This is a genomic window from Haloferax larsenii, from assembly GCF_024730625.1.
GTDB classification, from domain to species: domain Archaea; phylum Halobacteriota; class Halobacteria; order Halobacteriales; family Haloferacaceae; genus Haloferax; species Haloferax larsenii.
The window spans coordinates 413,715-439,649 of record NZ_CP078063.1 but is presented as its reverse complement, the minus strand read 5'-3'; the positions used below and the strand labels follow the sequence as shown (position 1 = coordinate 439,649).

Annotated in this window: 17 protein-coding genes; 11 read left to right on the top strand and 6 right to left on the bottom strand. The window is 59.0% G+C overall.

The window, feature by feature from the left end:
- Position 1: 1 nt before the first annotated feature.
- Entirely contained in the window at positions 2 to 1,153 is a 1,152-nt protein-coding gene (locus KU306_RS02315) for a glycosyltransferase family 4 protein (protein ID WP_258302754.1), read from the bottom strand.
- An 89-nt stretch (positions 1,154 to 1,242) separates the two neighbouring features.
- Between KU306_RS02315 and KU306_RS02310 the strand changes: the two genes are divergently transcribed.
- The 3 genes from KU306_RS02310 to KU306_RS02300 all read left to right on the top strand — a co-directional run bounded on the left by KU306_RS02310 (position 1,243) and on the right by KU306_RS02300 (position 5,109).
- Entirely contained in the window at positions 1,243 to 2,520 is a 1,278-nt protein-coding gene (locus KU306_RS02310) for a sulfatase (RefSeq protein WP_258302753.1), read from the top strand.
- 2 nt (positions 2,521 to 2,522) lie between these two features.
- A complete protein-coding gene (locus KU306_RS02305) occupies positions 2,523 to 3,563 on the top strand; it encodes a polysaccharide pyruvyl transferase family protein (RefSeq protein ID WP_258302752.1) in 1,041 nt (346 codons plus the stop codon).
- Between the two features lie 70 nt (positions 3,564 to 3,633).
- Complete coding sequence (locus KU306_RS02300) at positions 3,634 to 5,109, top strand: flippase (RefSeq protein WP_258302751.1); 1,476 nt, start codon at positions 3,634 to 3,636, stop codon at positions 5,107 to 5,109.
- 402 nt (positions 5,110 to 5,511) lie between these two features.
- On the opposite strand, the gene KU306_RS02295 is transcribed toward KU306_RS02300, so the two are convergent.
- Both KU306_RS02295 and KU306_RS02290 read right to left on the bottom strand, forming a co-directional pair.
- Complete coding sequence (locus KU306_RS02295) at positions 5,512 to 7,752, bottom strand: DUF2206 domain-containing protein (protein WP_258302750.1); 2,241 nt, start codon at positions 7,750 to 7,752, stop codon at positions 5,512 to 5,514.
- Between the two features lie 441 nt (positions 7,753 to 8,193).
- Positions 8,194 to 9,441 (bottom strand): glycosyltransferase family 2 protein, encoded by a 1,248-nt coding sequence (locus tag KU306_RS02290; RefSeq protein ID WP_258302749.1) that lies wholly within the window; start codon positions 9,439 to 9,441, stop codon positions 8,194 to 8,196.
- A gap of 460 nt (positions 9,442 to 9,901) precedes the next feature.
- Between KU306_RS02290 and KU306_RS02285 the strand changes: the two genes are divergently transcribed.
- The 6 genes from KU306_RS02285 (at position 9,902) to KU306_RS02260 (ending at position 19,818) form a co-directional block, all read left to right on the top strand.
- Entirely contained in the window at positions 9,902 to 13,828 is a 3,927-nt protein-coding gene (locus tag KU306_RS02285; RefSeq protein ID WP_258302748.1) for a surface glycoprotein, read from the top strand.
- A gap of 30 nt (positions 13,829 to 13,858) precedes the next feature.
- On the top strand, positions 13,859 to 14,650 hold the full coding sequence (locus tag KU306_RS02280; protein ID WP_258302747.1) for a DUF4198 domain-containing protein: 792 nt from the start codon (positions 13,859 to 13,861) through the stop codon (positions 14,648 to 14,650).
- A 104-nt stretch (positions 14,651 to 14,754) separates the two neighbouring features.
- Positions 14,755 to 16,515, top strand: coding sequence for a S8 family serine peptidase (locus KU306_RS02275; protein ID WP_258302746.1), 1,761 nt, complete (start codon positions 14,755 to 14,757; stop codon positions 16,513 to 16,515).
- Positions 16,516 to 16,599: 84 nt separating this feature from the next.
- The gene (locus KU306_RS02270; protein WP_258302745.1) at positions 16,600 to 17,364 is read left to right on the top strand and encodes an ABC transporter ATP-binding protein; all 765 of its coding nucleotides are present in this window, start codon (positions 16,600 to 16,602) and stop codon (positions 17,362 to 17,364) included.
- On the top strand, positions 17,354 to 18,592 hold the full coding sequence (locus KU306_RS02265) for an ABC transporter permease (protein WP_258302744.1): 1,239 nt from the start codon (positions 17,354 to 17,356) through the stop codon (positions 18,590 to 18,592). The genes KU306_RS02270 and KU306_RS02265 overlap by 11 nt, the downstream gene beginning before the upstream one ends.
- A complete protein-coding gene (locus KU306_RS02260) occupies positions 18,589 to 19,818 on the top strand; it encodes an ABC transporter permease (protein ID WP_258302743.1) in 1,230 nt (409 codons plus the stop codon). The genes KU306_RS02265 and KU306_RS02260 overlap by 4 nt, the downstream gene beginning before the upstream one ends.
- Before the next feature lie 22 nt (positions 19,819 to 19,840).
- Here KU306_RS02260 and KU306_RS02255 read toward each other — a convergent pair whose 3' ends face one another.
- The 3 genes from KU306_RS02255 to KU306_RS02245 form a co-directional block, all read right to left on the bottom strand.
- Positions 19,841 to 20,371, bottom strand: a complete 531-nt coding sequence (locus KU306_RS02255; RefSeq protein ID WP_258302742.1) for a metal-dependent hydrolase — start codon at positions 20,369 to 20,371, stop codon at positions 19,841 to 19,843.
- A gap of 66 nt (positions 20,372 to 20,437) precedes the next feature.
- A complete protein-coding gene (locus tag KU306_RS02250; RefSeq protein WP_258302741.1) occupies positions 20,438 to 21,472 on the bottom strand; it encodes a DUF1616 domain-containing protein in 1,035 nt (344 codons plus the stop codon).
- 181 nt (positions 21,473 to 21,653) lie between these two features.
- Complete coding sequence (locus KU306_RS02245; protein ID WP_258302740.1) at positions 21,654 to 23,855, bottom strand: hypothetical protein; 2,202 nt, start codon at positions 23,853 to 23,855, stop codon at positions 21,654 to 21,656.
- 95 nt (positions 23,856 to 23,950) lie between these two features.
- On the opposite strand from KU306_RS02245, the gene KU306_RS02240 reads away from it, so the two are divergent.
- Positions 23,951 to 25,396 carry a DUF58 domain-containing protein gene (locus KU306_RS02240; RefSeq protein WP_258302739.1) on the top strand — a complete coding sequence of 482 codons (1,446 nt, stop codon included), beginning with the start codon at positions 23,951 to 23,953 and terminating at the stop codon, positions 25,394 to 25,396.
- A complete protein-coding gene (locus KU306_RS02235; protein ID WP_258302738.1) occupies positions 25,393 to 25,935 on the top strand; it encodes a DUF8163 family membrane protein in 543 nt (180 codons plus the stop codon). The genes KU306_RS02240 and KU306_RS02235 overlap by 4 nt, the downstream gene beginning before the upstream one ends.

The window sequence follows — 25,935 nt, the reverse complement described above, 5'->3', positions numbered from 1 at the left end:
GTCACCACCGACCATCGATGGCGCGCTGGTAGGCTGCTTCGGCCTGGTCGGCGACGCTGTCCCAATCATATTTTTCGGCGCGCTTTGTGGGGTCAGTCGGCAGTGTCTCACCCGCGAGCGCTCGGTCTAACGAATCCGCGACTGAATCGACGGTTGGGTCGGCGAGATGACCTGCGTCGCCGATGACCTCGCTCGCGGCCGACTCGGGGTGCTGGACGCCGATAACCGTGCAGTCGGCGGCCATCGCTTCCGCGTAGGTGATGCCGAATCCCTCTCTCGTACTCGGTGAGGCGAACACGTCCGCGGCGCGCATATGACCCAGTACGTCTTCGTACTCGTCGAGGAAGCCGAGGAGGGTTACTCGGTCGGCATGGGTCAGGGTGTTCGCCTGCCGTTCGAGGCGGTCGAACTCCGGGCCGTCGCCGACGATGCCGAGCGTTGCGTCGTACTTGTCGGCTACGTCGTCGAAGGCGTCGAGGAGCATGGCGACGTTCTTGTCGGCGATGAGTCGCCCGGCGAAGAGCACGTCGAACGAATCGTCGCCTCGCTCTTCGGGACGTGGGGCGTTTTGAATCTGTTCGACATCGATACCGTTCGGGACGACTTCGATACTGTCGCGCTCCGGGCCGATACCGGCGAGGCGGTCGGCGGTGATACCCGAGACGGCGATTGGGTGCTGGGGGACTCTGACGGTGAGGTGTTCGACGAGTTTCCCGAACGGGGCGAGTGTTCCGAGGTAGTCGTCCCAGTAGTCGCCCCACACCTCGTGCCAGGTGGTCACGATTGGAATGTCGGTACCGAGTGATGCGAGTTTGGATGAAAGGACTGGGAAGTACGGGAAGACAGAGGCGACGACGAGGTCGTGGTTTTCGTTGTGGAGTCGTTTGGCGAGTGGATAGGCGAGCCGGGCGGCGAAGTCGATGGCTTCCGTGATGGAGCGTCGGTCGTCCGTGTAGAGGTCGGTTTCGGGAGCGACTGCGCGGAGGGTCACGCCCTCGTGGGTGGTCTCTTTCGGACCGTCCCAGAAGTGGCGGCCGTAGATGGTTACGTCGTGGCCGTTCTGTGAGAGGCGGGTGGCGATTTCGTGGATGCGCTTTTCAGCGCCGCCGGTTATATAGGGGTAAACGACGTTCGAGACGAACGCGAGGTCCATTATGTTACGACTCTATCTAATTGGATAATTACTTTTCTTTTGTCAAGGACCCAAATTCATAAGCCTCTGAAACATTCTCTGAACTACTAATGACAGATTCACCTCAGAGCGTCATTCTGCTATCGATTGACGCACTCCGTGCTGACCATCTCGGATGCTATGGTTATGACCGAGACACCTCACCAAATTTAGACATGTTGGCGGAAAATAATATTCAATTCACCAATTCATACAGTGTGAGTTCGCATACCCGTGAGGCGGTTCCTGCTCTCCTATCAGGTCAATACCCCGATTCGGCAACTGACGAAAGTTATCGCCGCGATGCACCTACTATTGCGTCGCATCTTCAGGGAGAGGGATATTTGACTGCGGGATTCCACTCTAATCCGTATGTGTCCCGAGCCTTTGGCTTCGATGATGGGTTCGACAAGTTTGATGATGATCTCCACCTAGGAAAACACAAGCTTATCGCGCTTGCCCAGCGCGCACTAGATAAGTTACGGAACAGACACTATGCTCGCGCATCAGAGGTAAACGAACGATCGTTGTCTTGGATCGATTCGCTTGGTAAGGACCAGCAGTTCTTCTTGTGGAATCACTACATGGACCCCCATGGGCCATATGAACCCCTTGAGGAGTATAGGGAGATATTTCATGACGTGTCAATTTCTGACAAAGCCGCACAAAAATTGTACAAGAGAGCAATCAAAAACCCAGATTCAATCACTGCTGAAGAGCGCCAGACACTGATAAACCTATACGATGCTGAGATCAGATATACTGACCAACATATACGACGGTTCCTTGATGAACTTGATAAACGCGGATTGCTTGCTGACTCTCTGGTGATTATCACTGCAGACCACGGTGATCTGTTCGGTGAACATGGTTACTACGAGCATCCTCGCTATCCGTTCAGAGAGCTAGTTGAGGTTCCGATGATAATTATGTCTGGTTCTGGTTTGTCGGAGAGCATTGAGGATCCGGTTAGCACAATTGATATTGTTCCGACAATACTTGATGCTTTGAACATAAGGACCAACTCCTTGCCAGGTTCAACCCTAATACCAACGGCGGATGGATTTAGTGAAATTGAATCAAGAACTCACCAATACTGCCAAGCATCAACTACTAAGTCTAATTCACTTTACAGACGATTCGCAATTATAAACGAATCTGAGTGGGAGATGGTTGAGTTTGAAGTCTCCGATGGTGAAGTTGCTGAGTCCAGTGACCACTCCGAAGTGAGCGACGATCTTTACTCCCATGCAAGAGATCGTATCGATAAACGAATGGGTACTGAGTCTCAGAATAATGAAACCACTGATGAAGTTAACTCTCGGCTTGAAGCATTGGGGTACAAGTGAAAATGTCGCATATACTGGATGAGGTCAGTGGCAGGGTGTTACTAGTCGGTGGATACGGTGTTGGAAACATTGGCGACGAAGCAATCTTGTCGGGCCTGTTAGACCAAGTTTCACCAAACATATCTGAACTAACGGTGGTAACCCATGATGCTGAGGAGACTCGTTCACTACATGCATCTTCGGTTCCATCTTCGGTTTCATTCTCACCAATCGAACCATCTCCACGCCGACTGACTGCTGAGTTAATTAAAAATGATCACTTTGTCTTTGGTGGTGGTGGTTTGTTTTCGAGGTATATGGGGCCGTATGCAGCAAAAATCCCATATTATGCTATAGCTGCCAAATCGCTGTTTAAATCAGTTCACTGGGAGGCACTTGGTGTATATCCATCGACCCCAAGAAATACGCTAAAAGCGCTTTCTTTCGTTATGAATCGCTCCAGTACGGTCTCTGTGAGGGACCCAGTCAGTCAGCGGTTTTTGTCTAGTGAAGGTGTGAGAGATGTGGCGCTCGTTGATGATGCAGCCACAAAACTAAGCTTTGACTCAGACCGGGGGGAAAAACTACTTGAAGAACAAGGCGTTAACACAAACGAACCAGTTATTGGAGTCGCTGCGAGACGCGTATTAAACGACTCTATTAACGACCAGCTGCAAACGTCCTATTTGCAAGTGAGTAAAGAGCTGAATAAGCGGGGTTACAATATCGTATTCATCCCCTTCTGCAGACATTCCTATGCGCCCATAGGAAAAGACCACGAAGTCTGTGAAACGTTGGAATCAAAGGTTGACCAATCGACGACTGTCTCGTACAGCCATCCAACAGATGCGCTTAGTATCGTGTCTGCTTTTGATGGGCTACTTGCTACACGTCTCCACTCGATGATTTTTGCCCATATCTGTGAAACACCTTTCGTCGCAATCGAATATGCCGACAAGGTTTCATCACTGCTCAAATATTACGGAAAGGAAGATCACGGTATTGACCTCACTGAGGCACGTACAGGAAAGATATTGAGTAAAATGGATGAACTAGTTCTGTAACAAGCAATTGGTGCCTTTTTAAATAAATGTCCAAACTTATGATTCTGGTGCTCAGAGGAGAACACACACCGTGAGTACGAAGTCAACTTCCATGGAGAAGGCTGCCATTGGTACGATACTAATATTCATCGGGAATGCTATTGGAATGGGACTAGGTTTCGTTGCTAGAATCTCAATTGCCAAACTGACTAATCCATCAGATTACGGTCTAATTGTCCTCGGGATTACGATTTTAAATTCTCTAACTGTGTTCTCACTATTAGGACTTGAAAAAGGATTAGCACGGAACGTAGCAATTTCTGAGCAAGCATCTAGACTAGTCTCATCTGCCTTTCAATCTGTTGCAGTAACCTCTCTTTTGGTTGTTGGCTTGTCAACAGGGATTGTTCTAACGAATGGTACCTTAGTTGGTGAATCAGCAACTGTATTTGTAATTTTTCTTATTGGTGTTCCGTTCTTAACTAGTCACAATCTGATTAAAGGTATATTCCAAGGAAAGGAGGACACTGTTGCAAAGATCATCTCACAAGATATCTCTAGAAGGGGTTTAGTGATTATCTTCTCTGTGGCTGGTATCTTAGCTGGATATGAAGTTGTTGGTGCTGCAATCGGCTGGATCAGTGGAATTGTTTTAACGTCAGTCATCAGTTTCACGTTGCTCCGAGTCAGGTCCCCGAGTTTAATTAATACTCGAAAATTATTTGATTTTGACTACCCATCGTCGAAATCACTGCTGACTTTTTCTCTTCCAATCATGTTATCTGATTCAACATGGAGACTGATGCAAGAAGTAGATAACATCCTCATTGGCTATCTCATCTCAAACACCTCGTCTGTCGGACTTTACGATGTTTCATATACTCTCTCGAAGAGTTTACTCATCTTCTTATGGACTTTTCAATTCTTATTCTTACCAATGTTTACAAAGATGTACCAGAGCAGTAGTCGAGATGAACTCAATAAATTCTATTCCTCGGTCACAAAGTGGATGTGTTGTCTATCACTTCCGACTGTTGCCCTCTTTTTATTTTATCCGCAAACACTAATTGAGTATATATTTGGGCCTGACTACTCTGGTGGAGAAACATCTTTGATGATTTTGGGAGTTGGGTTTGGTATTTTCGTAGTAACGGGGTTAAGTCGTCACGCAATTACAGCAATTGGAAAAACACGAACCATCTTTGTTGTCTCTGCCGCATCATTATTGCTTGACATCATTTTAAATATGGTTTTCATCCCTCTGTATGGGATCAATGGTGCAGCCCTCGCTACTGCGATTGCTTTTGGATTAGCTAATCTAATTCTGACATTCGTCCTCTTTCACAAATATCGAATTCACCCATACTCACATAGGCTATTACTCTCATCGACTATTTCGATTATTTTGATTTTTGCACTAAACTGGAGCGCTGAGAGCTATATCACTACAAAATTTTCTTTCTTAGCGGTTGTTGTTGGGAGCTTCTTGATAAGTGCCCTATGTTTCTCGACACTTGGTCTAACAAAATATGACCGTACAGCAATCAAAACAATAATAGACAGATAATCACGGAATCATACAGAGACCCTTCACTTTGGATTGATTAGGACTCATAGACCAATCCACCTGCTTGAGTTCACTATCGACTCTTAGAGAAAATAACCTCTCAGAAGCTGTGTTCCTAGTCAACCTTTAGGTGTATCTGATCGGCTTCTCTCGATTAACATGACCAATGAGCTTGTAAAGCGGAAAGGAGAAAAGCAACCCAGAGTGTCACAGGCACCGTTTGTCATTCTCTCGACTGTAGCAATTTTCATGCTCTCTGATTTCGCGCGTTGTTTATATGCGAAACGGCAGTTCTGGAGGTGTATTTTGGGCCTGTTGGCCGAGTCCATTACCCCGCTGTTATTAGCTAGAAAAGCCAGTCGACGGAAAGAGTAAACATCCTACGAATTGCGGCTCACGAACCTAACGCAATACGGTGGTATATCCATTGGAGTAGACTTTTCTCCGACGAGTCTCTCGCACCTCTGCCAATGGAATTGACTCATCGTAGTAGACGAAGTTCGGACGCTTCGTCGTTACAATCTCTCCAAGTTCGTAGCTTGCTTGGCTGACAAACAGATATCCGTCGCGGTTGTTCAAGGTCTCCGGAGTTACAACCTTATAATCTCCCTGCGGACGGTAAGCCTCATCTTTCACATCCAATAGTGGCCGTGGGAACGCACGGATTGCGCCCGGGCCGTACACACGAGGGTCTTTGGAATGTTGGTAGATCCATTTTGTCGCTTTAACGTCACTGTCTGGAACATAGTGCTGGTAGAGGTTAAATTTCTCATGGTCTGACCCACTTGAGAGTATGTCTTCTTTGTCAAACGTCGGTTGTGTCGATAGTTCGCCAAGAGTAGTCGCGGCAACGCCACTGTTCAGCAAGCAGATGACAACGAGACCAATAGTAAACCCACGCTTTGCGAGATCGGCTGGAAGGTATTCTGAGACTGCTGTGACCGTCAGTGCTGTGAATGGTAAAAGGAACACGAGTCCAATCATTAACACTCGTGCGATACCGATCACGCTTGTCGGAGTCAACGCCAACACAAACAGAAACAGTGCACCGCCTGCTAGACCCAAAAAATGCGTTGGAATACTATTGTCAGCGGATTCGAAGGGGGTACCTTCAGTCATCTGTGCAAACCGTGTCCCAGGATGTAATTGTGATACATCTGTTATAAGAACGAGCAAGTAGCCACACCCCCCCAATCCGAGCAACACAAAGTATTCCAGTTTGATAACTCGGTATGTTATTGAGCTAATAGAGATGGCCGCGCTTGAGGCGATTCCATGCGATAACGATGATAAATCGCTCAAACGAACAGCAATCTGGTAAACCGTGAGCACAATGAATTCTAAGCTCGCTGTGCCAGCCGTATTTGCGAACCAAATGAAAGCGAACACTCCCATGAACAGCGAGACGAAAACAAGTGTGCTGTCCTCCAAGGCGGTATCTCTGCTTTCGCCGTTCAATCTGTCGGTGATTATTTTGAAAATCCCCACCCATACAAACCCACTGATGATGAGCACCAAGAGTAGGTAAACCAGTCCGTAGTGGCTAACCACTACGCTTGCTCCGAAGAGAACTCCGAGAGCGTATTGCTTCTTCTCAGAGAGGTTGCTATCAAAGACGGCGAGCATTATCCCCACAAAAAATAGAATCGTGATTCCACTCCGTGTGTTCCGGCTCATTGTTGTGAAGAACGGATGCAGTACAAGATATGAACAAGCACCAAGTGCTGCTGTTTTGTCGGAGACGAACCGTCTGAAAAGCACGAACAACGAGACAGGCAGAATAGAGAGTGTGAGCGGATGAATTAGCTTGAACTCCCAGAAAAGTGGTAGATCGAGGAGTGCGCTGTAAAATGGGTGCCCGACAGTCAATCTTAACACCGAGTTTCGGGAAACTACAAAACTTGGGTCCCAATAGCCACGCAAAAACATTTGATTGGCCATGTAGAACTCTTCGAGACCATCGCCGTATCGCAAGTTCGTATTGACAACCGTGTTTTGAAAGAGCAATGTTGCCCCACTCGCCCAAATGAGAATTCCTCGATTAACACCGCTTAACTGGCCGGAACACGCTATCGAGACACAAATAGCGACTAACGCGACCGAAGCGAACCAGATGACTTGGGTACCACCCTCATTGACAATATGTGCACTTATCGCTCCAAGTAGGACAACTATAGTGGCTACGATGGCTACTCGTGTGTCTATCTCCCACTCAAACCCAAATTGACTCCATCTGCCGTCGGTTCGTGGGGAGAAATACCAGCTGATCGCTGTCACGGTGATTAGTGCTGCTCCCCACCATGAGGAACCACTGCTTGTGAACGGTGCAATGGCTCCGGTTTTGATGTGTGCAACACTTGCAATTGCTCCCCAAATCATAATCATCGACTGTGAGACAAGAACAGAGTAAATAACGCCCCGACCGCTTGATAAGTTAATTCCTAGAGACCCTATCAGAAACGCTCCAGGGACAAATAAGAACAATACGCTGCCAAGAATAGGTACGATCTGGATGGATGCTGGCAAAAATTCTCTCCCAACAGTTGTAGAAAATAACAATGTTGCTGTGAGGAAAATAACGAGTCTGTTTGTCGGCAGATTGCCAATCTCGAATCGTAGCCAGTTTATAAGCGAATGTGTCATAGAAGTGTCAAAATAGACTTATCTGGGGGCTTATATATCTGATAAAACCACATAATCGAATGCTTTGCTAGCCCTTTCTCCCCAAAGTGAGAACTCCACTGATCCACCTAAGGATGTTCTCATGCCAGTGGACCAATTATTATCTCGATATCTTTAGCAATCTCCACGGCTTGCATTCTTGTTCACTGTGGTATTGATACGTGCAAAAGTGTTGTGGGTTCTCATCTATTTAAATCAGTTTGAGAAGCGAGTAGGCCACTGAATAATTTGGTCATGAACCTCTTAGGATTTCAGTGAGTACTTTACAACGGATCTAGAAGAAGCTTGGGATCGTGAACGGTCAACTTGACTATCGAGATGGCTCTGGTGTCCTCGATCGCATACCTGTATTGCTAAAATCATAGGACTGCAGTTGTGCGTTTCTACCTTCTAGAAGTGTGTCTATTCAACCGACCCCAACAGGAACGACCCAAACATCATCTGTAGTCCCAACACCACAGCCACGGTCGCAACCACGTCAGCAACCGCGATAGGCAACGCACTGAAGCCACTCGTCACCCAGGTGTAGGCCAGGAAGCCACCGTACGCAAGCCCACCGAGCAACACCACCGAGCCAATTGTCGCCCCACGTTCTAACGACAAGCGGTCGGTGAATAGCGTCGTAAAGGGGTCGCTCGCTCCACGAACAGGGTCCGAAGACACCGTCGCGAACGCCCCGAACAGCATCAACTGGAAGCCAGCGAGAACCGACAACCCACCGGCGATGCCAGTGTGGATCCCGAACGTCGCCCCACCAAGCTCCATACCAGTCCAGGCCAACACCAGCGCCACCAGACCAACGAGGGACAACCCGAAGCCGGGCGCAGAGAACAGATACCCGGGTGCGTTCACCAGCATGAACCGCACGTGTCGCCAGCCATCGGGGAAGCTCTCCAGATTCGCCTCTCCCTCGCGGGGGTGGTACGTAATCGGCTTTTCGGCAATCTCCAAGTCCTTCGCACCGGCCTCCATAATCATCTCGGAGGCGAACTCCATCCCCGTGGAATCGCAGTCCATCGTCTCCCACGCTTTGCGTGAGAACACGCGCATTCCCGAGTGGGCGTCACTGACGCCAGCACCGTAGAACACGTTGAGGAACTTCGTCAGAAGTGGGTTGCCGACGTGCTCGTGCAGCGGGGGCATCGACCCGGGGAGAATCTCACCCTCTAAACGAGACCCCATGGCCATATCGGCTTCACCTGCTCGAACCAGGTTCAACAACTTCGGAAGCTCCTCGAAGTCGTAGGTGCAGTCGGCGTCACCCATGGCGATGTAGTCGCCTCGGGTGCGCTCGAACGCGTAGAGGTAGGCGTAGCCGTACCCCTTCTTGTCGGGCTCGACGACGATTGCCCCCATCTCGTCGGCAATCTCTGGCGTCCGGTCAGTCGAACTATCGGAGACGATGATTTCACCGTACACCTGCAGTTCCTCCAGCGCGTTTTTGATCCACTCGATACACTGCGCGATGCCATCCTCTTCGTTGAGAGTGGGCATCACGACCGACAGCGTTGGTACGACCTCACTGTCTGCCGGGAGGAGCAGTTCGTCCCCGCTCGCTTTGATATCCGAATACGACTGCCCGTTTTTCTTCTGCCCATTCGAAAGCTGTTCCTTTCTCACCGAGTCTGTCGTTGATTCTGTCACACCCATCTGTGTCCTCCGTCGATACTCGTGTCTCCCTGTGAGGCCGCCGTAGACTGCCCCCCGAGGACACTGCAGTCGCTAGACCGGAGGGTAGGCTGACCCACCTGCGCAAACATCACCTAAACGGTGTTACTTCCAGCGATAAAGAATTTCGCTTCTGAAACATCTGACTCTCCGAAATATACCAGTCTGGTATATGTCCCTTACATACCTAATAGACGAACGTCCATCGCCTTCTCGGGACCGCAAAGCACCCTCTAGGAGGTACGCTAATCGGCCGCCAACCCACCACCCCACGAAGCAACAGGAACGACCGTGACAATTCAAAACAGTTTTCAATTGTATTTGGTATAGGTTTGAGATGAATGCGGGTGGTGGGCACCTGTACCACGAGACAGTGGGGCATATCACACAGTCTGGTCCCCAGTGGTCCCTCCCCGACATTTAGTGTAACTCATCTCACAATATGACAGACGGTAACGACAGCCATCGATTACGTGCACTCGCCCTCTCTGCGCTGCTGGTGCTTTCGGTTCTCGGAAGCTCCATCGCGTTCACGGGGGCGACCGCCGCTGCACAGGCAACGGGTCCCGAGACGTTCTCCGACAAACACACGGACGCCGGGCAACTCGAAGCTGGTGACACGGCAGTCGTACAGACCATCGAGATAACCGACGCGGACGAAAACGAGTCGAGCGCGCTGAACGTGACTGCGGTGACAGTCGCAGGCAGCAGCAACAACACCGCGTCCGCGAGTGACCTCTCGGAAGTCCGTCTCCTCGACGCCGACGGCAACGAAGTCGCCAGTGCGTCCCCCACGGACAGTCTCTTCGGGGCGGGCCAGACGTTCGACATCTCCACGATTACGGTCCCTGACGACGGAAGTACGACACTCCAAGTGTCGGTCACCGTCGCGTCCAACGTCTCCGAGTCTGCGGAACTGGGACTCGAAACGAGCGCCGACTGGACCGAAAACGGGAGTTCCGGCCAGACGGACGCTGTCGCCGACGGCGTGACCGAGACGCTCGCCGCGACCGACCAGACCGAAAACGAGACGACCGAGTCGGCAAACGAGACCGAGACGCCGACCGAGACGACGGACGAACCGACGAACGAAACCACGGACGAACCAAACGAGACAACCGATACACCAACCAACGAAACCACGGACGAACCGACCAACGAGACGACCGATACACCAACCAACGAAACCACAGACGAACCGACCACCGAGTCGGTACAGACCACGGCGACGAACGAGACCACGGACAACACGACAGACACCGAGTCGTCGCCGACGCTCGACAACTCGTCTGACGCGCCGGACTTGCAGGTCGTCTCGCCGACCAACCAGACCATCGTCGAGTCGGACGACCTGCTCGACGTGACGTACGGCTACGTCGAGGACGTACCGAGTAACGTCACGACGACCGAACTCACGCTCACAGACGGGCAGAACACGTACACCTACGCGGTCGACAAGACCGACTACGTCGCGGGTGCGACTGTCACCATTCCCCTCGACCTCGACAAACCGGCGGGCAATCTGACCGATGGTGCGTACGACATCGAGGTGGCCGTGGCGAACGAGTCGGGGCACACGGAGACGGCCCGGACCGCCTCGCCGGTCGTCGTGGTGAACGACGAGAACCCGACGGTCGGAAACGTCTCACTCGCGAGTCCCACGACCGATATCGCACCGAACGCGACGCTGAACCTCACCTACGACTACGGGTCGGCACCGAACGCCACCACCGCCACGGTGTGGGTCGTCGACGACGAGAGCACCGCGAATTTCACCGCCGGTGACCTCGAAAACGCGTCGTACACGACCTACGAGCAGTCCGTCGACCACGGCGTCGTCGAAAACCGCACCCTGAGCGTCGACCTCGCCGACCGAATCTCGGACAACGCGAATTACAGCGTGTTCCTCACGGCGACCGACGCGACCGGCATGCAGAGCAACGCCAGCATGGCTGGCACGCTCGACGTGAACGCCGACGCCCCGCGTCTCGAATCGGTCGAAGCGACCGTCGGCAGCGACACGGTGACGCTGCAGTTCTCCGAAGTCGTCGTCGCCGGGGACGGCGACTCCACCCTCACCCGTGCCGACTTCGCCTACCAAGACGGCAACGGCGCTGGTCCGGGGTCGATTACCTCCGTCGTCGCACACAGCGGTGACACGGTGGTGCTTCGCCTCGATACCAACGTCACCTTCGACGACCTCGGGACCGACCGAGTGAACGCCCGCAGCGGGCAACTCGTCGATTCGCACGACACTGACGCCCGTGCCGTCGGCACCGATGCCAGCGCACTGGCCGATACCACGCCGCCGACAATCTCGCTCGAAACCGTCCCCGACGTCAACACGCACAACATCGAAAACTACAGTCTGACGGTGCAGACGGGGACCGAACCCACCGACGTCGAGATGAACCTCACCGGGCCGAACGGCGCGTCCGTCTCCACGACGAAGGACGCGACGAAAGGCACCGTGACGCTCACGGTGAACGCCTCCGCGTTCGCCGACGGCGCGACCACGCTCCACGTGACGGTGACGGACCGCGCCGGGAACGAGCAGACGGTGACACGAGACATCGTGACGGACACCGTCCCGCCGACGTTCGAGTTCGCGGAGACGAACGCGGGAACGAAAGAGGTCGCCCTCAAACTCTCCGAGTCGGTCGCAGACACCGACGCAGAGGACTTCGTCGTCAACAACCTCTCGCGTACGGTCAACACCTCACGCGTCATCGGGCCGTTCGTGACGCTCACGCTCAACGAGTCTGTGCCGCCGAGTGCGATTCGCAACGAGAGCGTGACCATCTCGGCCCCGAACGTGACCGACCGCGCCGGAAACAGGCTCACACAGGGACAGACGCTCGTCGACGGGAGCACGCCGCGACTCTCCCGGGTCGAAGCCGAACCGGGCGACGAAGCACTCGTCCTCACGTTCACCGAGGCCGTCACGCCCGGTGACGACGAGACGTTCACTATCGACGACTTCGCGTACAGAGACCGAGACACGGGCGGCGTGACCGCCATCGAGTCGGTCACCCAGACCGGGCCGCAGACGGTCGTCCTCGAAACGAACGGCGTGCTCACGACCCAAGACCTCGACCAAGACATGGTCGGTGTCGAAGCCGACAGCGTCTACGACTCGGTCGGAAAGGCCGTCCGACAGACGAACGAGTCCATCGGTGTCAGACCGGACCTCAGCATGACCGCCGACGACGGCACGCTGGTCGTCACGGTCGTCTCGCTGAGCGACATCACCAACGCGACGAGCACGGGATACACCATCAGCAGGGTCAACCGAGAACTCGACTCGCTCGAAGGATTCGAACTCGGCGCGCGCTACACGACCACGCTGAACGCCTCCGACTTCACGAAGACGGAATCGCACGTCTACCGCGCGACCGTCTCGGTGCCAACCCATCCTGACGGCGCAGACGGGCGCTACGAAATCACCGGGTCGGTCGACAGCCAGACGATGTCGGACCAGACCGTCGTCGATACGACTGCCCCGCACCCGACTGACGCGGTCCTGCTCGACGTGACTGCCGAAGCCCAACAGGACGGCACCCGGAACACCACCAAGCTTCGCGTGCTGTTCAACGAACCAATCGACGCCAGCGACATCACGCCGCGTGACGTGTCTATCGAAGGCTTCGATGGCGAAGTCGTCGCGGTGCAAGACGCGGGCATCTTCGGGTCGGTCACTATCGTCACCGAAGGCAAGATACAGACAGGCAACAGCCCGACAGTGACCATCGACGGCGACAGCTACGCCGACTTCGCTGGCACGAACGGGAAGGCAAACGGCAAGACGGTCATCCACACCGATACGCTCGAACTGCAACAGGGGTGGAACTTCGTCTCCGTGCCTGCAGAGAGCGGAGAGGTTCCGCTTCACGAACTCGACCTCTCGGGCGTCGACGCCGTCTACTCGTACGACGCCGAGTCCGGGTCGTGGGACGCCTTCGACCCGGATGCGTGGATAAACGACTTCTCGACGCTCGAAGGCGGTGACGGCTACATCTTCGTGATGGACCGCGCCGCGACCATCGAGGTCAACGTCTACAACATGCCCGGCAGCGGCGAGAACGAAGACGACGTGTCGCCCGCACCGACACAACAGCGACTCGCCGCGGGGTGGAACCTGGTCGGCCACTACCAGGAGTACGACCAGAACGTCACGATGGCGCTCTCGTCGGTCGATAGCGACTCCGTCTACAACCTCCTCGCACACGACGAGTCGAGCGAGGGAATCGCCTATCACGCCTACATCGATGGCGACTTCGAGACGATGGAGCGCGGCGAAGCCTACTGGGTGTTCGTCCGCGACGACGAGGTCTACACTGGCGCGTCGCAGAACACCTCGGAGAACTAACCCCACACCCACGTCTTTGTGCCAACTCACATGAACTCACGAGACACGAACACTCGACGCATGCCGACCACGGCAGCGGTGGCGCTCGTCGCGCTTCTCGTCGTCACCGGTGCCGCGGGCACGGCACTCGCATCCCCGCCGTCACCACCGCATCGGTTCTTCGGAACCGTCGAAGATGACGGCGAACCACTGGCGGGAGCCACTGTCGAAGTGACCTACGAGGGCGCTGTCGTCGCGTCCAACACGACCAGCGACGACGGGAACTTCGACCTGAAGGTGCCCGAAGAGGAAATCGACCAGAACGAAGAGCGAACCGTGACGGTCACCGTCCGCAGCGAATCCAAACAGTTCGAATGGGAGTCGACGGGGTCGACCGAAGTGAACTTCGCCCTCGGCGACAGCGACGGCGGCGGTTCCGGTGGAGACAGTGACCCCGGCGGAGGCTCTGGCGGTGGCGGTTCCGGTGGCGGCGGTAGCTCCGGTGGCGACGGCGACAACAGTGGCAGCACTGGCGGCGGGAGCACCGGCGGTACAACCGCGGAGCCCACGACCACGACTGCCACCACTAACACGTCGACAGCGGTGGGAACGACGGCCACCAGCACAGACGCCTCGTCGTCGACGGTCGACCCCACGACGAGCGAGCCAGCACAGACGACCGAACCCACCCCAGAGAAGACGACGACAGCGACAGAGACGACAGCAGACGAGTCAGTGACGGCCGGTGAATCGACGACGGGAACCGGTGCGCCCGGGTTCGGCGTGGGAACCGCACTCGCTGCCGTTCTCGCGGCGGCACTGTTCGCACTCCGAATCGAGTAGTCACGAGACACCTCGCAGTATTTTTTCGGGCGACTGCGTCGATATCGTCAGTCGTTGGCATGAACTTCGGTAACAATAAATATGTTTAGCATTTGCTACGTCACATGAACCACACACGTCGAGATTTTATCAAGACTACCGCGGCTGCAGTCGGTGGGCTGTCGGTCGCGACGTCGCCAGTCGTTGCGACTGGCGTCCGGGAGAATCAGTTCCTCGTCGACACGCGCTCGGCATCGTCGGACGCGTGGCGCGAGGCGGTCGAGGTCGTCGACGAAGCCGACACCGTGGGCTTTGCGTCGGTCAAGGGTGACGAACGCGACCTCGAAGGCTACGGCCTCGACTTCGCCCCCGAAATCGAACTCTCTATCGAACCGCCGGAAATCGAAGGCGTCTCTCCTGATTCGGTCCCGAACACGGTCCCCGAAGACGGGCAGTTCGACACGGCTTCCGAGGTCACCGACGAAGTCCCCGAACCACACCCGTATCAGTGGTCGAAGCACAGTCAGAACGTCGAATCCCTCCACGACGAGGGCGTCACGGGCGAGGGCGCGACGATTGCCATCGTCGATTCCGGTATCGACGCGAGCCATCCGGACCTCGTCGTCGACACGGAGCGCTCCGGCAACTTCTCGCTCGACGACGATATCGGCACCAGCGACAACAGCAGCCACGGGACCCACTGCGCCGGTATCGCCGCCGCGAATGGAAGCCGCGTCTCCGAGGACGGTCCGTACGTCGTCGGCGTCGCACCCGACGCTGTCCTCTTGGACATGAAGGTGTTCCCGTTCAAGTCCAGCGCCTCGATTCTGAGCGCCGTGACGACCGCCGTCGACAACGGTGCGGACGCGATTAACCTCAGTCTCGGCCCGGGTAGCCCAGGGTGGCCGAGCATCAGCCAGCACCTCAGCGTCAAATCCTACCGACGCGTCGGGGAGTACGCCCGCGACAACGGCGCGATACTCGTCGAGTCCTCCGGGAACGACGACACGAACATCGACGACTTCGAGCCGCAGATTACGAACACCGGCAAGGGAAGCCACCCCGGGTGGCTGACGGTGTCGGCGACCGGCCCGCGCTCCGACGTGGAGAGACTCGTCGACCTCCCGGATGATTCGAACGGCGACGGAAAGCCGGACTTCGGGTCGATTGCACCCGAGCACACGCCGTCGGTCTACACGAACTACGGTCCCAACTCGGTCGACGTGAGTGCCCCCGGTGGAAACGTGCGCTCCGGCGGGTCGCTGTTCGATGGCGTGCTGAGCACGCTCTCGCCGAAGGTCAGCGGATACGGCTTCATCCGTATCGGCCCCGGCGGCGGCGAAGGTCTCTACGGTGGCTCCGGGATGTACGGCACGCTCCACGGGACGAGCATGGCCGCCCCACACGTCACGGGACTCGCCGCGGTCATCATGGCCGCGAACCCGGACGCCGACCCCGAGCAAGTGAAAGCACACATCAAGAACACGGCGAGACACATCGACACCACGTACCCGGACGTCGATTACTTCACGGACCAACAGACCGACGAAGACGATTACGACGACTACGAGCTAGAAGACCTGTACGACTCGGCGACGTTCCGCGGCGCGGGGCACATCGACATCGAACGAGCGGGGACCAAGCCGGTCCCGTTCCCCGGCGGCATCGAAGTCGACGGCGAGGTCCACTTCCCGGCCGACCCCGACGACGACGGTCGTTACGAGGACGTAAACGGCGACGGCGTCGTCGACATGAAAGACGCCGAGTTGCTCTACCAAATCGCACTCGAAGGCACGGTCAGTGCCGGCGCGACGGCGTTCGACTTCAACGAGGACGGCGTGTTCGACATGCGGGACGTCCAAGAACTGGTTCGACAAATCGAGTGACGACCTCCCGATAGGACGTCGGTCGAACCGGCCGCTTTCGCACAGCGCAACACCTATCAAATCGCTATCCATCATCTCTTGCAAATGGTCTCCACGGAGAGCGACACGGCCGACCCGATTCTCACTTGTGACGGCGTCACCCGGACCTTCACACGAGGGCGGTCCGGGTGGCTTTCGTCGCCGCAGGACGCTCAAACAGTCGTCGCCGTCGACGACGTCACCGCGACCATCAACACGGGTGACGTCGTCGGCCTCGCCGGACCGAGCGGCAGCGGCAAATCGACCCTCCTCCACCTCCTCGCCGCGCTCGACACGCCCACCGACGGCCGCGTCGTCCTCGACGGAACCGACACCACGACGCTCTCGGAGAGCCAGCGCGCGAAACTCCGACTCGACGAGGTCGGCATCGTCTTCCAGCACTTCCACCTCCTGCCCTCCCTTTCGGCCCGTGCGAACGTCGCCCTCCCGCTCGTCCAGCGCGGCGTTCCCACGTCCACCCGCAGAGCCAAAGCAAACGACCTCCTCGACGCCGTGGGCCTCGCCGACCGCGCATCCCACAAGCCCGCCGAACTGAGCGGCGGCGAGCAACAGCGCGTCGCTATCGCCCGCGCGCTCGTCACCGACCCGTCGCTTCTCGTCGCGGACGAACCGACGGGCGAACTCGACAGCGAAACCGGTCGCCAGATTCTCGACCTCCTCACGAACGTCGCCGACGACCGCGCAGTCATCATCGCCTCGCACGACGAGGCAGTCCTCGACCGGGCGGACAGCGTGCTCCGATTGCACGACGGGCGACTCCAATCCGAGTCGACCCCCAGTATGCACCGAGAGATTCCGCATGAGTCGTAACCTGCGGCGACTGGCGGGCGTCGTCCGCCTCGGACTCGCACGCTTTACCGGGAGACTCTTCGGCGGCGACTCGCGCCAACTCTGGTCGAGTATCGCCGGCGTCGCCTTCGCGGTCATGCTCATGACGACCGTCGGCGGCATCTCGCTCGGCCTCGCCTCCCAGTCGGCAATCGAGAGCGAGGACGTTGACTACTGGGTCGTCCCGGACGCCGCGAGCGCCTCCGCAATCGCGGTCTCCGTCGACGCCCCTCGCTTGGGTGGCGTCCACTCGGTCACCGACCGACTCGCGGAAGACGACCGCGTCGACTACGCCACACCCGTGTTGATTCGGGTACTCGAACTCTCGAACCCACAGACCGGACACAGCGAGTACGTCCTCGTCGCCGGCGTCATCCCCGACTCGACCAATCGGTCGATTATCGGCCTTCCCACTGCGCCCCTCGAACCTGGCGACCCACATTACGCCGATGGCAACTACGACGGCCGGTGGACAGGACAGGCCGTGCTCAGCAGTGGCGCTGCGACACTCCTCGACGCCGAACAGGGGACGACCCTCTCCCCGAAGACGGGGTCAGCCACGAACCGCTCGTTGACCGTCTCCGGCGTCGCCAAAAGCGAGTACACGACCGGCGTCGGCGAGGTCCCCGTCGCTCTCGTCCACCTCTCGGAGGCCCAGACCCTCTCGGGTGCGACGAGCGGCGACCAGGCCGACCAGATTCTCGTGAGCACCGACGACGCCGCCGTCGCGGGCGACATCGAACAGCTCTACCCGCAGACGAACGTCGTCAAGCGAACCGGCTTCGCCCAACAGCAACTCTCCTCGTCGAGCCTGCCGCTCGCAATCGCCGTCGGCGCGGTCCTCACCGCCTTCGTCGTCGGCACGCTCTTCGTCGCGACGATGATGGGTCTCGAAGTCCTCTCCGAGCGCGCGTCACTCGCGACGCTCGCGGCAATCGGCTACAGTTCGTCCTCCCGCAGTCTGCTGCTCGTCGTCGAGACGCTCGGCGTGACGCTCAGTGGTGCAGTCGTCGGTCTCGGCCTCGGCATCGGCGGCATCGAACTCACGAACGTCCTCACGGAGCGGTATCTCGGCATCGCATCGGTCGCCCGGTTCGACCCACTCCTCGTCGCCGCGGCGCTCGTCGTCTCCGTGCTCATCGGCCTGTTCGCGTCGGTCTACCCCGTGTGGCTGAGCCATCGCGCGAACCCCGTGGAGGTGCTGCAATGAAGTTCCTCTCGCGGCTCCGTGCCGTCGTCGGCATCGCGGGCGCACAAATCCGAACCCAGCGACTCCGAAGCCTCCTCGCGGTCGTCGGCATCTGTCTCGCCGTCCTGTCGATGACGCTTCTCACGTCGCTTGGGATGGGCGTCGTCCAGACCGGCCAAGAGAAGTTCGACGCCTCCGGCCGCGACCTCTGGGTGACCGGCGGCCCCGTCAAACTCGCACCCGAGACCGGTGGCTTCCAGAACTCGCTGGACAACTCCCACCGCATCGCCGATGAAATCATGGCCCGAGATGACGTCTCGACTGCCTACGCGCTCGGCTTCCAGACAGTGTACGTCTCGCCCAATACGTCGGAGTTCGAGACTATCATTGGCGTCGGCGCACCCAGCGGCGGGCAGTCGGTGACGGTCACTGAAGGGTCGCAGTACACGCCCGGCGACCCGCATTACAACGGCGGCAGCTACGACGGCCCGATGACTCACGAGGTCATCATCAGCCCGGAAGCCGCCGAGCGCTTCGACGTCGGCGTCAACGACACGCTCTACATCGGGAGCACTCTCGCCTCAGCCCGACAACACGAGTTCCGCATTACGGGAATCTCGCCGACCTACTCGAATTTCCTTGGGTCGAGCAACGTCGTGTTGCACCTGAGCGAACTGCAGGAAGTCTCGGGGACGACGGGAACCGATACGGCGAGTCTGGTCACTGTCAAACTTAGAGACGGCACGAACCCCGACACGGTCGCATCGGAACTCGAATCGACCTATCCGACCCTCGACGTTCGCACCAATCAGGAGCAACTCGAAGCGACGCTGCGCCAGCAGGCCGTCCTCATCGCCGCGGGTGTGGCGCTCGTCGCGCTCTCGATTATCACGGGCATCGCACTGACGCTCAACCTCGTGCTCTCGCTCATCTACCAGCAACGCCGCGAGTTCGCCGCCTTGCGCGCACAGGGACTCTCCGTGTGGACGCTCGTCGGCGTCGTCGGCACGCAGGCGTTCACCTACGGACTGCTCGGCGGCCTGCTGGCGTCGGGGCTGACCTACCCTCTCGCGGACGTGCTCAACGTCGCTATCCAGCACCTCGTCGGCTTCGAGAACGTCGTCGTCGTCGACCAGCGAGTCGTCCTCGGTGGCTTCGCTATCGCGCTCGTCATCGGCCTCGCGAGCGCACTCGCCGGGTCGTGGAGTCTCGCACGACAGCCGGTGACGGACTTGCTCGACGGCTAAGCGGCGGCCGCTCTACTATCATTTATGCCCCCTCGCCCCGCCATCGTCGCCGAATCACACTCGCTATCCACAGCACACCCGCGAGCGCGAACAGCGCGTTCTGCACCCGAAATCGCGGGTCGCCAAGCGAGTTCACGACCCGAACCCACGGCGGAATAGCGTCGGCGTCGGGGTACAGAACCGTCGGGAACACCGGCCACAGCAGGAATCGCATCGTCCACCAGTCGCCCGCCAGCGCGAGTGCGTACACGTCGCCGACGTAGTGGGAGACGAGACCAACACCCCACGCGATGGCGTGTTCGTCGTATCCCGCGTTGTGTGCCCACCACCCCACGCCGACGAGTACTGGCACGGCGAAGAACAGCGAGTGGCCCAGTGTCCGCCCACTGGGGAGGACGCCCACGTAGGTCAGCGGCTTGTCGACGAGGTCCGGAAGTTGCGTCCCGAGGACGACACAGCCCACCAGCCAACCCTGTGGAAGCGGTTGTCGTCGCGCGAGTCGCGTAAACACATACGAGAGATACCCGAACGCGAGGTGGCCGAATGGAAACACGTAGGCGACTGATTCGTGGCCCGGCTCTTGAATGTCCGGCTCTGTGGAGGCGCTTGACAGCGACTTCTACGCACTCCCCGCCACCGTCACTCCATCGAGTCTCGCCTGCGACGACGACTGCGACGACTGACTCACGTTCACCCACAGATGCACCTCCCGGTAGGCCGACTCGACCGTCGGCTCTTCCGCAGGCGCGCCTTTGTACAGCAGATACACCAGTCGCAGGCGCTCGCCCGTCATCGTGGGCGTCACCTCGTGCGTCGTCTGCCACGTCTCGTTGTGGGCGACACGCGGTGAGAACCGCGTCAACTCGCGTTCTTCCAACACGGTCGTGCTGTTGTTCTCGACCCGAACGCGCTGTAACTCGGCGACCACCGTGTAGTTCATCGGCTGGTGTTCCTGATTCCCGACGCCGACCACGAGTGGCTTCGACTCGCCGACGACGAACTCCTCGGGGTAGCCGTCGGCGACGAGGTCGCCGTCTTCGCCTTCGGTGAGGAGGTACAACTCGGTGAACGCCTCGCCGTCTTTCGGGACGGCGACGGCGTAGCCTACGCTACCGACTGCGAGGAGGATACTGACGACCAACAGCACGTTCAACACCGCGTCGGTCTGCGTCTCGGGGTCGAACAGTTCGTCACGCGCGGCAGAGAGCCACGTTTCGTACGGCACCGAGAAGCGCTCGGTGGGCGACAACTGATTTCGACGCCGTGCTCCGAGCGCCACCAACCCGAGTGTCAGGCCGCTCATTGCGACCATAATCGGGACGAGGCGAATCCCCCACGGGGTGAAGTTGAGGAGGAGTCCCACGAGCGGCGAGAGTGAGATACTCCCGCCGAACGAGAGGGCGACGCGCTCGATGCCGTCGATACCCGAGACGTCGCCCCCGGCTTCGGGAAACAGCGCCGCCATCAGTGCGTAGCCGGGGACGAACAACAAGAACGGGAGCCCGAGGACGGCCCGAAGCGGCGTCTCGCTCACGACCGGCAGGAAGGCCACGAGGTTGACGACCCCGACGAAGGCGACGACTGCCGCCAAATCGGCGGGAAGCTCGCGCACCTGTCTGGGGAGGAGCAAGCGCCAATCCGGGTCGCGTGTCATCGTGATGAATCTGATTCGAGGGCGTACTAAAGTGAGTCGGTCGGGGAGAACGACTTGGGCGACCCGGGTAGGACGTTTCGGAGGCCCGAGTAGGACGATACGAACGACCCGGTCAGGTCGATACGAACGACCCGCTCAGGTCGATACAAACGACCCGGTCAGGTCGATACGAACGACCCACTCAGGCCGACTCGACGAGCTCTCTCGCGAGGTCCAGCGCCCGAGAGGCCTCGGCGTTGCTCACGCCAGACGGCGCGAACGCGACCTGCTCGTAGATTCCCACGAGGTCGTCGACCGCGTCGGCCTGCGATGTCTCGCCGTCCGAACGCACCCGGCGGGCGAGTTCCGTGTGGTTGAGTGCCGACCCGTACCCGAAGTCGGCCAGCAGCGACTGCCGAACCGCCTCGTACGCAACGACGACCGCCGACTCCGGGTTTTCGTCGATGCGACTCGCCGCGTCGTCGAGGGTCGCCTCGATGGCCTCACTCATCGACTCCTCGGCTTCCGGTCCGGAGTTCGAGTCGTCGCTGCTCACCGCAGCCGACTCGCCAGATTGCTGTGTGGCTGACTGCGCTGTGACACGCTCACCGACTCCTCCGACGCCGCTGCCGCTTTCTCCCCCGGTGTCCCGACGCCACCACCACCCCACGCCGACGCCACCCGCGACGACACCGAGGCCGACGACCAGAAGCACCGCCTGCACCGGGAAGCCGGACGACTCGCTCCCGAAGTCGATGTCGGTCGTCGCACTCGCCGCTTCGAGCAGCCCGCGGTCGGACTCGAACTGCGCTCCGAGCGCGACTTCACCCGTGTCGGGGAACGCCGAACTCGGGAGCTCAGACTCGAACGTGCCGTTTTCGCTTGTCGTCGCCGTGCCGACGGTTTCGTTGCCGACGACGAACGCCACGGTTCGGTTCGGGATTGGCGTCCCCCGACTCGTCGCAAGCGTCCCGGCCACGACCACCGTGCTCTCGTTTCTGTCTTCGACGGCCACGTCGAGGTCGGTCGCAGTCGGCTCGACAGTCACCGTCGTCGTCGCCGCTGGAATCGCGACCGCGGTGTCGTTGCTCCCGCCGACTGCGAGCGTCTGGGCACCAATCGAAGCGTTCGAATCGAGCACCAGCGAAACCGACGCGACTCCCTCATCGCCCGTGACCAGCTCGTAACTATCTCCCACCGTCGAACGATTGCGGTCGAACCCCGTCGCCCGAAGGTCGAGAGGAGCGTCAGAAACCGGGACACCGTCGACTGCGACGGTCGTCGTCACAGACACCGACTCGCCGTAGCTGACGGTCTGCGTGTCGGCCTCGACCGTCGTCGTCGCAGTCACCTGTTCGACAGTCACGGCGTGGCTATCGGCCGACCCGAGGTACACCGAGCTATCCTGCGGAACGTACGCGACCGAGAGGTTCGTCGCGTCGGCGGAGAGCAGCACCGGCCGATACGCGAGCGAAAACTGGCCTGTCCCGTCGGTTTCGGCCGAGAACAGTTGCCCGCCGACGCGAACCCGAATCGACTGGTTTGCGACCGCAGACCCGGTTTCGTCTCGGAGCACACCACGAACCCGAACCGGGCGGGCGAACCCGATTCGCGTCCGATTGAGTGAGACCGAAAGTCGCGTATCGGTGAGTTCTCGCTCTCGAATCTCTTCAGCCGCCGCGACTTGTGCCGTTGTCTGTTGGTCGAGCTCTTCGACCACTGGTGTAACATCAGTACTGGTGTTATTCCCGACTGCTCGAACGGTCGTCTGCAGCGTCGCCGAGGTGCCGTTCAACTCCCCCGCGAGGTCGGCAAGTCGGCGCGCGAGTTCGCGGGCCCGCGTCTCGTTTCCGTTCTCTCGCGCCGTCTCGTAGGCGACGCGCAGGTCTTCGAACTGACGCGTCTGGTTCGAGTAGCGTTGTTGTGTCTGTCGAACCTCGTCGTACGCCTGTGCCGTCTGGTCGTCGCGCTCGGTGTCGGTCTGCTCGCTCAGCGTGACGTACTGTGAGACCCACTGCGGGTAGCTCTCGTTGCGTTGTGCACAGAGCGCTTCTTGGGTCGCGTTCAACTCACCCGTACACTCCAGGACGTACTCGTTCATCCGGCCTTGGAGCCACGATTGCAGCGCCTGAAGGTCGCGGTCGCCCTCGACGCGGTCCGGTTTCTCGTGTTGCGGTGGTGTCGCTGACGCGTTCGCCGTCGAATTGTTCGTCGACTCGGCGGGTTCGACCTGTGCCAACTCGCTTCCGGCGACGAGCGAGCGGGGTTCTGTCGCGACAGTCGGCGCACCATCCGCGGGCGTCGCCGGACCGACTGCGCCGACAGCACCCACCACTGGTGCGGCGACCAGTCCACCGACGAGGACCGCGAACAGGCACGCACGAACCGCCGAGTTCAATCGCACATGCCGGCGTTTCGAGGCCACGGACAAAACCGCTTCTGTCCGAGAAAACGCCCGACTCCACACCACTTAAGTCGCCATACCACCCGTCGTCTGATATGCAGGCGACACGCCGATACTGGGAGATGGCCGCCCTCGCAGGGTTCCTCGCCACCTTCGGCGTCGCCATCGACTCGTCCGTCTTCCTCCTCGGCGGAGTGGCGGCCGCCACGTGGCTGCTCGCCGCCCAGTATCGGTTCTACGTCGGCGTCCGCGACGTTCGCTCGTCGCTCGACGTGACGCTGTCGCCGCTCCGAACACAGGTCGGTGCGGAAGAACCGTTCTCCGTCAGACTCACCGCGTCGGCGTCGCTTTCGACCCCGTGTTCGGTGACGATAACGCCCGACTCTCCGGTCGGTATCGACGACGCCGACGAGTGGCCCGCAGTGTCTCTCACCCCCGACTCCGATTCGACCACGCACGTCGGGACCTTCCGCGCTCCCATCGCGGGGGAGTTCTCGTTCGACGCGCCGGACGTTCGCGTCGAAGACGACTTCGGCCTGTTCGCGGAGTCGTTCACGCAGGGCGGCGGCTTCGACATCCGAGTCGAACCGCGGGCGTCGGACAAGCTCTTCGTCGGCAAGGGCGGCATGGAAATCTCCGCCGGATTCGGCGAACACGAGTCCGGCCAACGCGGCCCGGGCGTCGGCGCGGCCGACCTCCGCGAGTACATGCCGGGCGACGATATCAGCCGTATCGACTGGAAGGCGACCGCCCGGCTCAACAAACCTCACATCCGCGAACACGACGTGGAGACGACTCGCGAGGTCGGACTCATCGTCGACGAGCGCTCGTCGATGTGGGACGGGCCCGCCGGACGCAGGAAAATCGACTTCGTCCGCGAAGTCGCGCTCGCGTTCGCCAACAGCGCGGCATCCATGAGCGACCCACTCGGTCTCTACACCGTCTCGGAAGACGACGTGCAGTCGGTTCGCGCGAGTCAGGCCGCAGACGTGCAGTACGCGACGATTCGCTCGCTGTTCTCTGCTGTCGGTGGCACCGCGATGACGACCCGCAGTGGCGGCGACGACTCCCGACTGTCCGTGCCGGAACGGGCCAACGACCTGCGGGCGTCACTCGACGGCGACTCGTCTGCCTACGCTCGGACGCTCCGGCCGTACTTCCAGACGATGCGTCCGTACGTCGAGAAGGTCGAATCCAGCCCGTTTTTCACCGCGACGCGACGCGTTATCACCGACCGCTCTGAGAACCTCTGGCTCGTCTTCTTCACCGACGACACCCACCGAGAGGAACTCCTCGAATCCGCGAAGTTCGCCAGTAACCGCGGGGTGCAACTGCTCGTGTTCGTCGCCCCGACCACGCTCTTCGACCCCGAATCGACGCCCGAACAGAGCTACGACGCCTACCTCGACTTCGAGTCGTTCCGAAAGCGCCTCGACCGCCTCACCAACGTCTCGGCGATGGAACTCAGCCCGAAAGACAAACGCGAGACGCTCCTCCGCGGCTCACAGCCCGTTCGAAATCGGGCAGGAGGGAGCCGATGAGCGACGAATCGACCGCGGCTGGTCATGACGAGTCGGACGTGTCCAGTCATGACGAATCGGACGCGGCCAGTCGGCCAGCATCGCGCCCACCGTCGCGTTCGTGGGTCGCCGTCGCACTCGCTGGCACTCTTCTCGTTGGCGTCACCACGTGGTCCTCTGTGGGCCTCCTCGCTATCCCGCTCGTCGGGAGCATCCTCGCTGCCATGTGGTATCTTCCACTCCCGTACGCGCTGGGCACTGCCTTCGTCGCCGCCGCGGCTGCCGTGGGCAACGACGCAAGCAGCGTTCAGGCAGTGGGCGTCGCGCTCGGCCTCGCAGCGCTCGTCGGCGCGGCGTCGCTTCGTGAGGAGACCTTCGACGGACGCACCGTCGCAGGCTATCTCGCGCTCACGGCCGGTGTGAGCGCGGTTGTCGTCGTCGCGCTCGCGTCGGCGTCTTTCGAAGCCGTCGCCTTCGGAACGACACTCGGGCTCGGGCTCGCAGCGTACGGACTCCACCGATACGAACTCGTCGCGCTCGACCTCCTCCCAGACTCCTAA

What these genes read in the sequence shown, in the direction of transcription:
- KU306_RS02315 (WP_258302754.1), bottom strand. Translation starts at nt 1,153, where the DNA reads ATGGACCTCGCGTTCGTCTCGAACGTCGTTTACCCCTATATAACCGGC.
- KU306_RS02310 (WP_258302753.1), top strand. Translation starts at nt 1,243, where the DNA reads ATGACAGATTCACCTCAGAGCGTCATTCTGCTATCGATTGACGCACTC.
- KU306_RS02305 (WP_258302752.1), top strand. Translation starts at nt 2,523, where the DNA reads ATGTCGCATATACTGGATGAGGTCAGTGGCAGGGTGTTACTAGTCGGT.
- KU306_RS02295 (WP_258302750.1), bottom strand. Translation starts at nt 7,752, where the DNA reads ATGACACATTCGCTTATAAACTGGCTACGATTCGAGATTGGCAATCTG.
- KU306_RS02290 (WP_258302749.1), bottom strand. Translation starts at nt 9,441, where the DNA reads ATGGGTGTGACAGAATCAACGACAGACTCGGTGAGAAAGGAACAGCTT.
- KU306_RS02285 (WP_258302748.1), top strand. Translation starts at nt 9,902, where the DNA reads ATGACAGACGGTAACGACAGCCATCGATTACGTGCACTCGCCCTCTCT.
- KU306_RS02280 (WP_258302747.1), top strand. Translation starts at nt 13,859, where the DNA reads ATGAACTCACGAGACACGAACACTCGACGCATGCCGACCACGGCAGCG.
- KU306_RS02275 (WP_258302746.1), top strand. Translation starts at nt 14,755, where the DNA reads ATGAACCACACACGTCGAGATTTTATCAAGACTACCGCGGCTGCAGTC.
- KU306_RS02270 (WP_258302745.1), top strand. Translation starts at nt 16,600, where the DNA reads ATGGTCTCCACGGAGAGCGACACGGCCGACCCGATTCTCACTTGTGAC.
- KU306_RS02265 (WP_258302744.1), top strand. Translation starts at nt 17,354, where the DNA reads ATGAGTCGTAACCTGCGGCGACTGGCGGGCGTCGTCCGCCTCGGACTC.
- KU306_RS02260 (WP_258302743.1), top strand. Translation starts at nt 18,589, where the DNA reads ATGAAGTTCCTCTCGCGGCTCCGTGCCGTCGTCGGCATCGCGGGCGCA.
- KU306_RS02250 (WP_258302741.1), bottom strand. Translation starts at nt 21,472, where the DNA reads ATGACACGCGACCCGGATTGGCGCTTGCTCCTCCCCAGACAGGTGCGC.
- KU306_RS02240 (WP_258302739.1), top strand. Translation starts at nt 23,951, where the DNA reads ATGCAGGCGACACGCCGATACTGGGAGATGGCCGCCCTCGCAGGGTTC.
- KU306_RS02235 (WP_258302738.1), top strand. Translation starts at nt 25,393, where the DNA reads ATGAGCGACGAATCGACCGCGGCTGGTCATGACGAGTCGGACGTGTCC.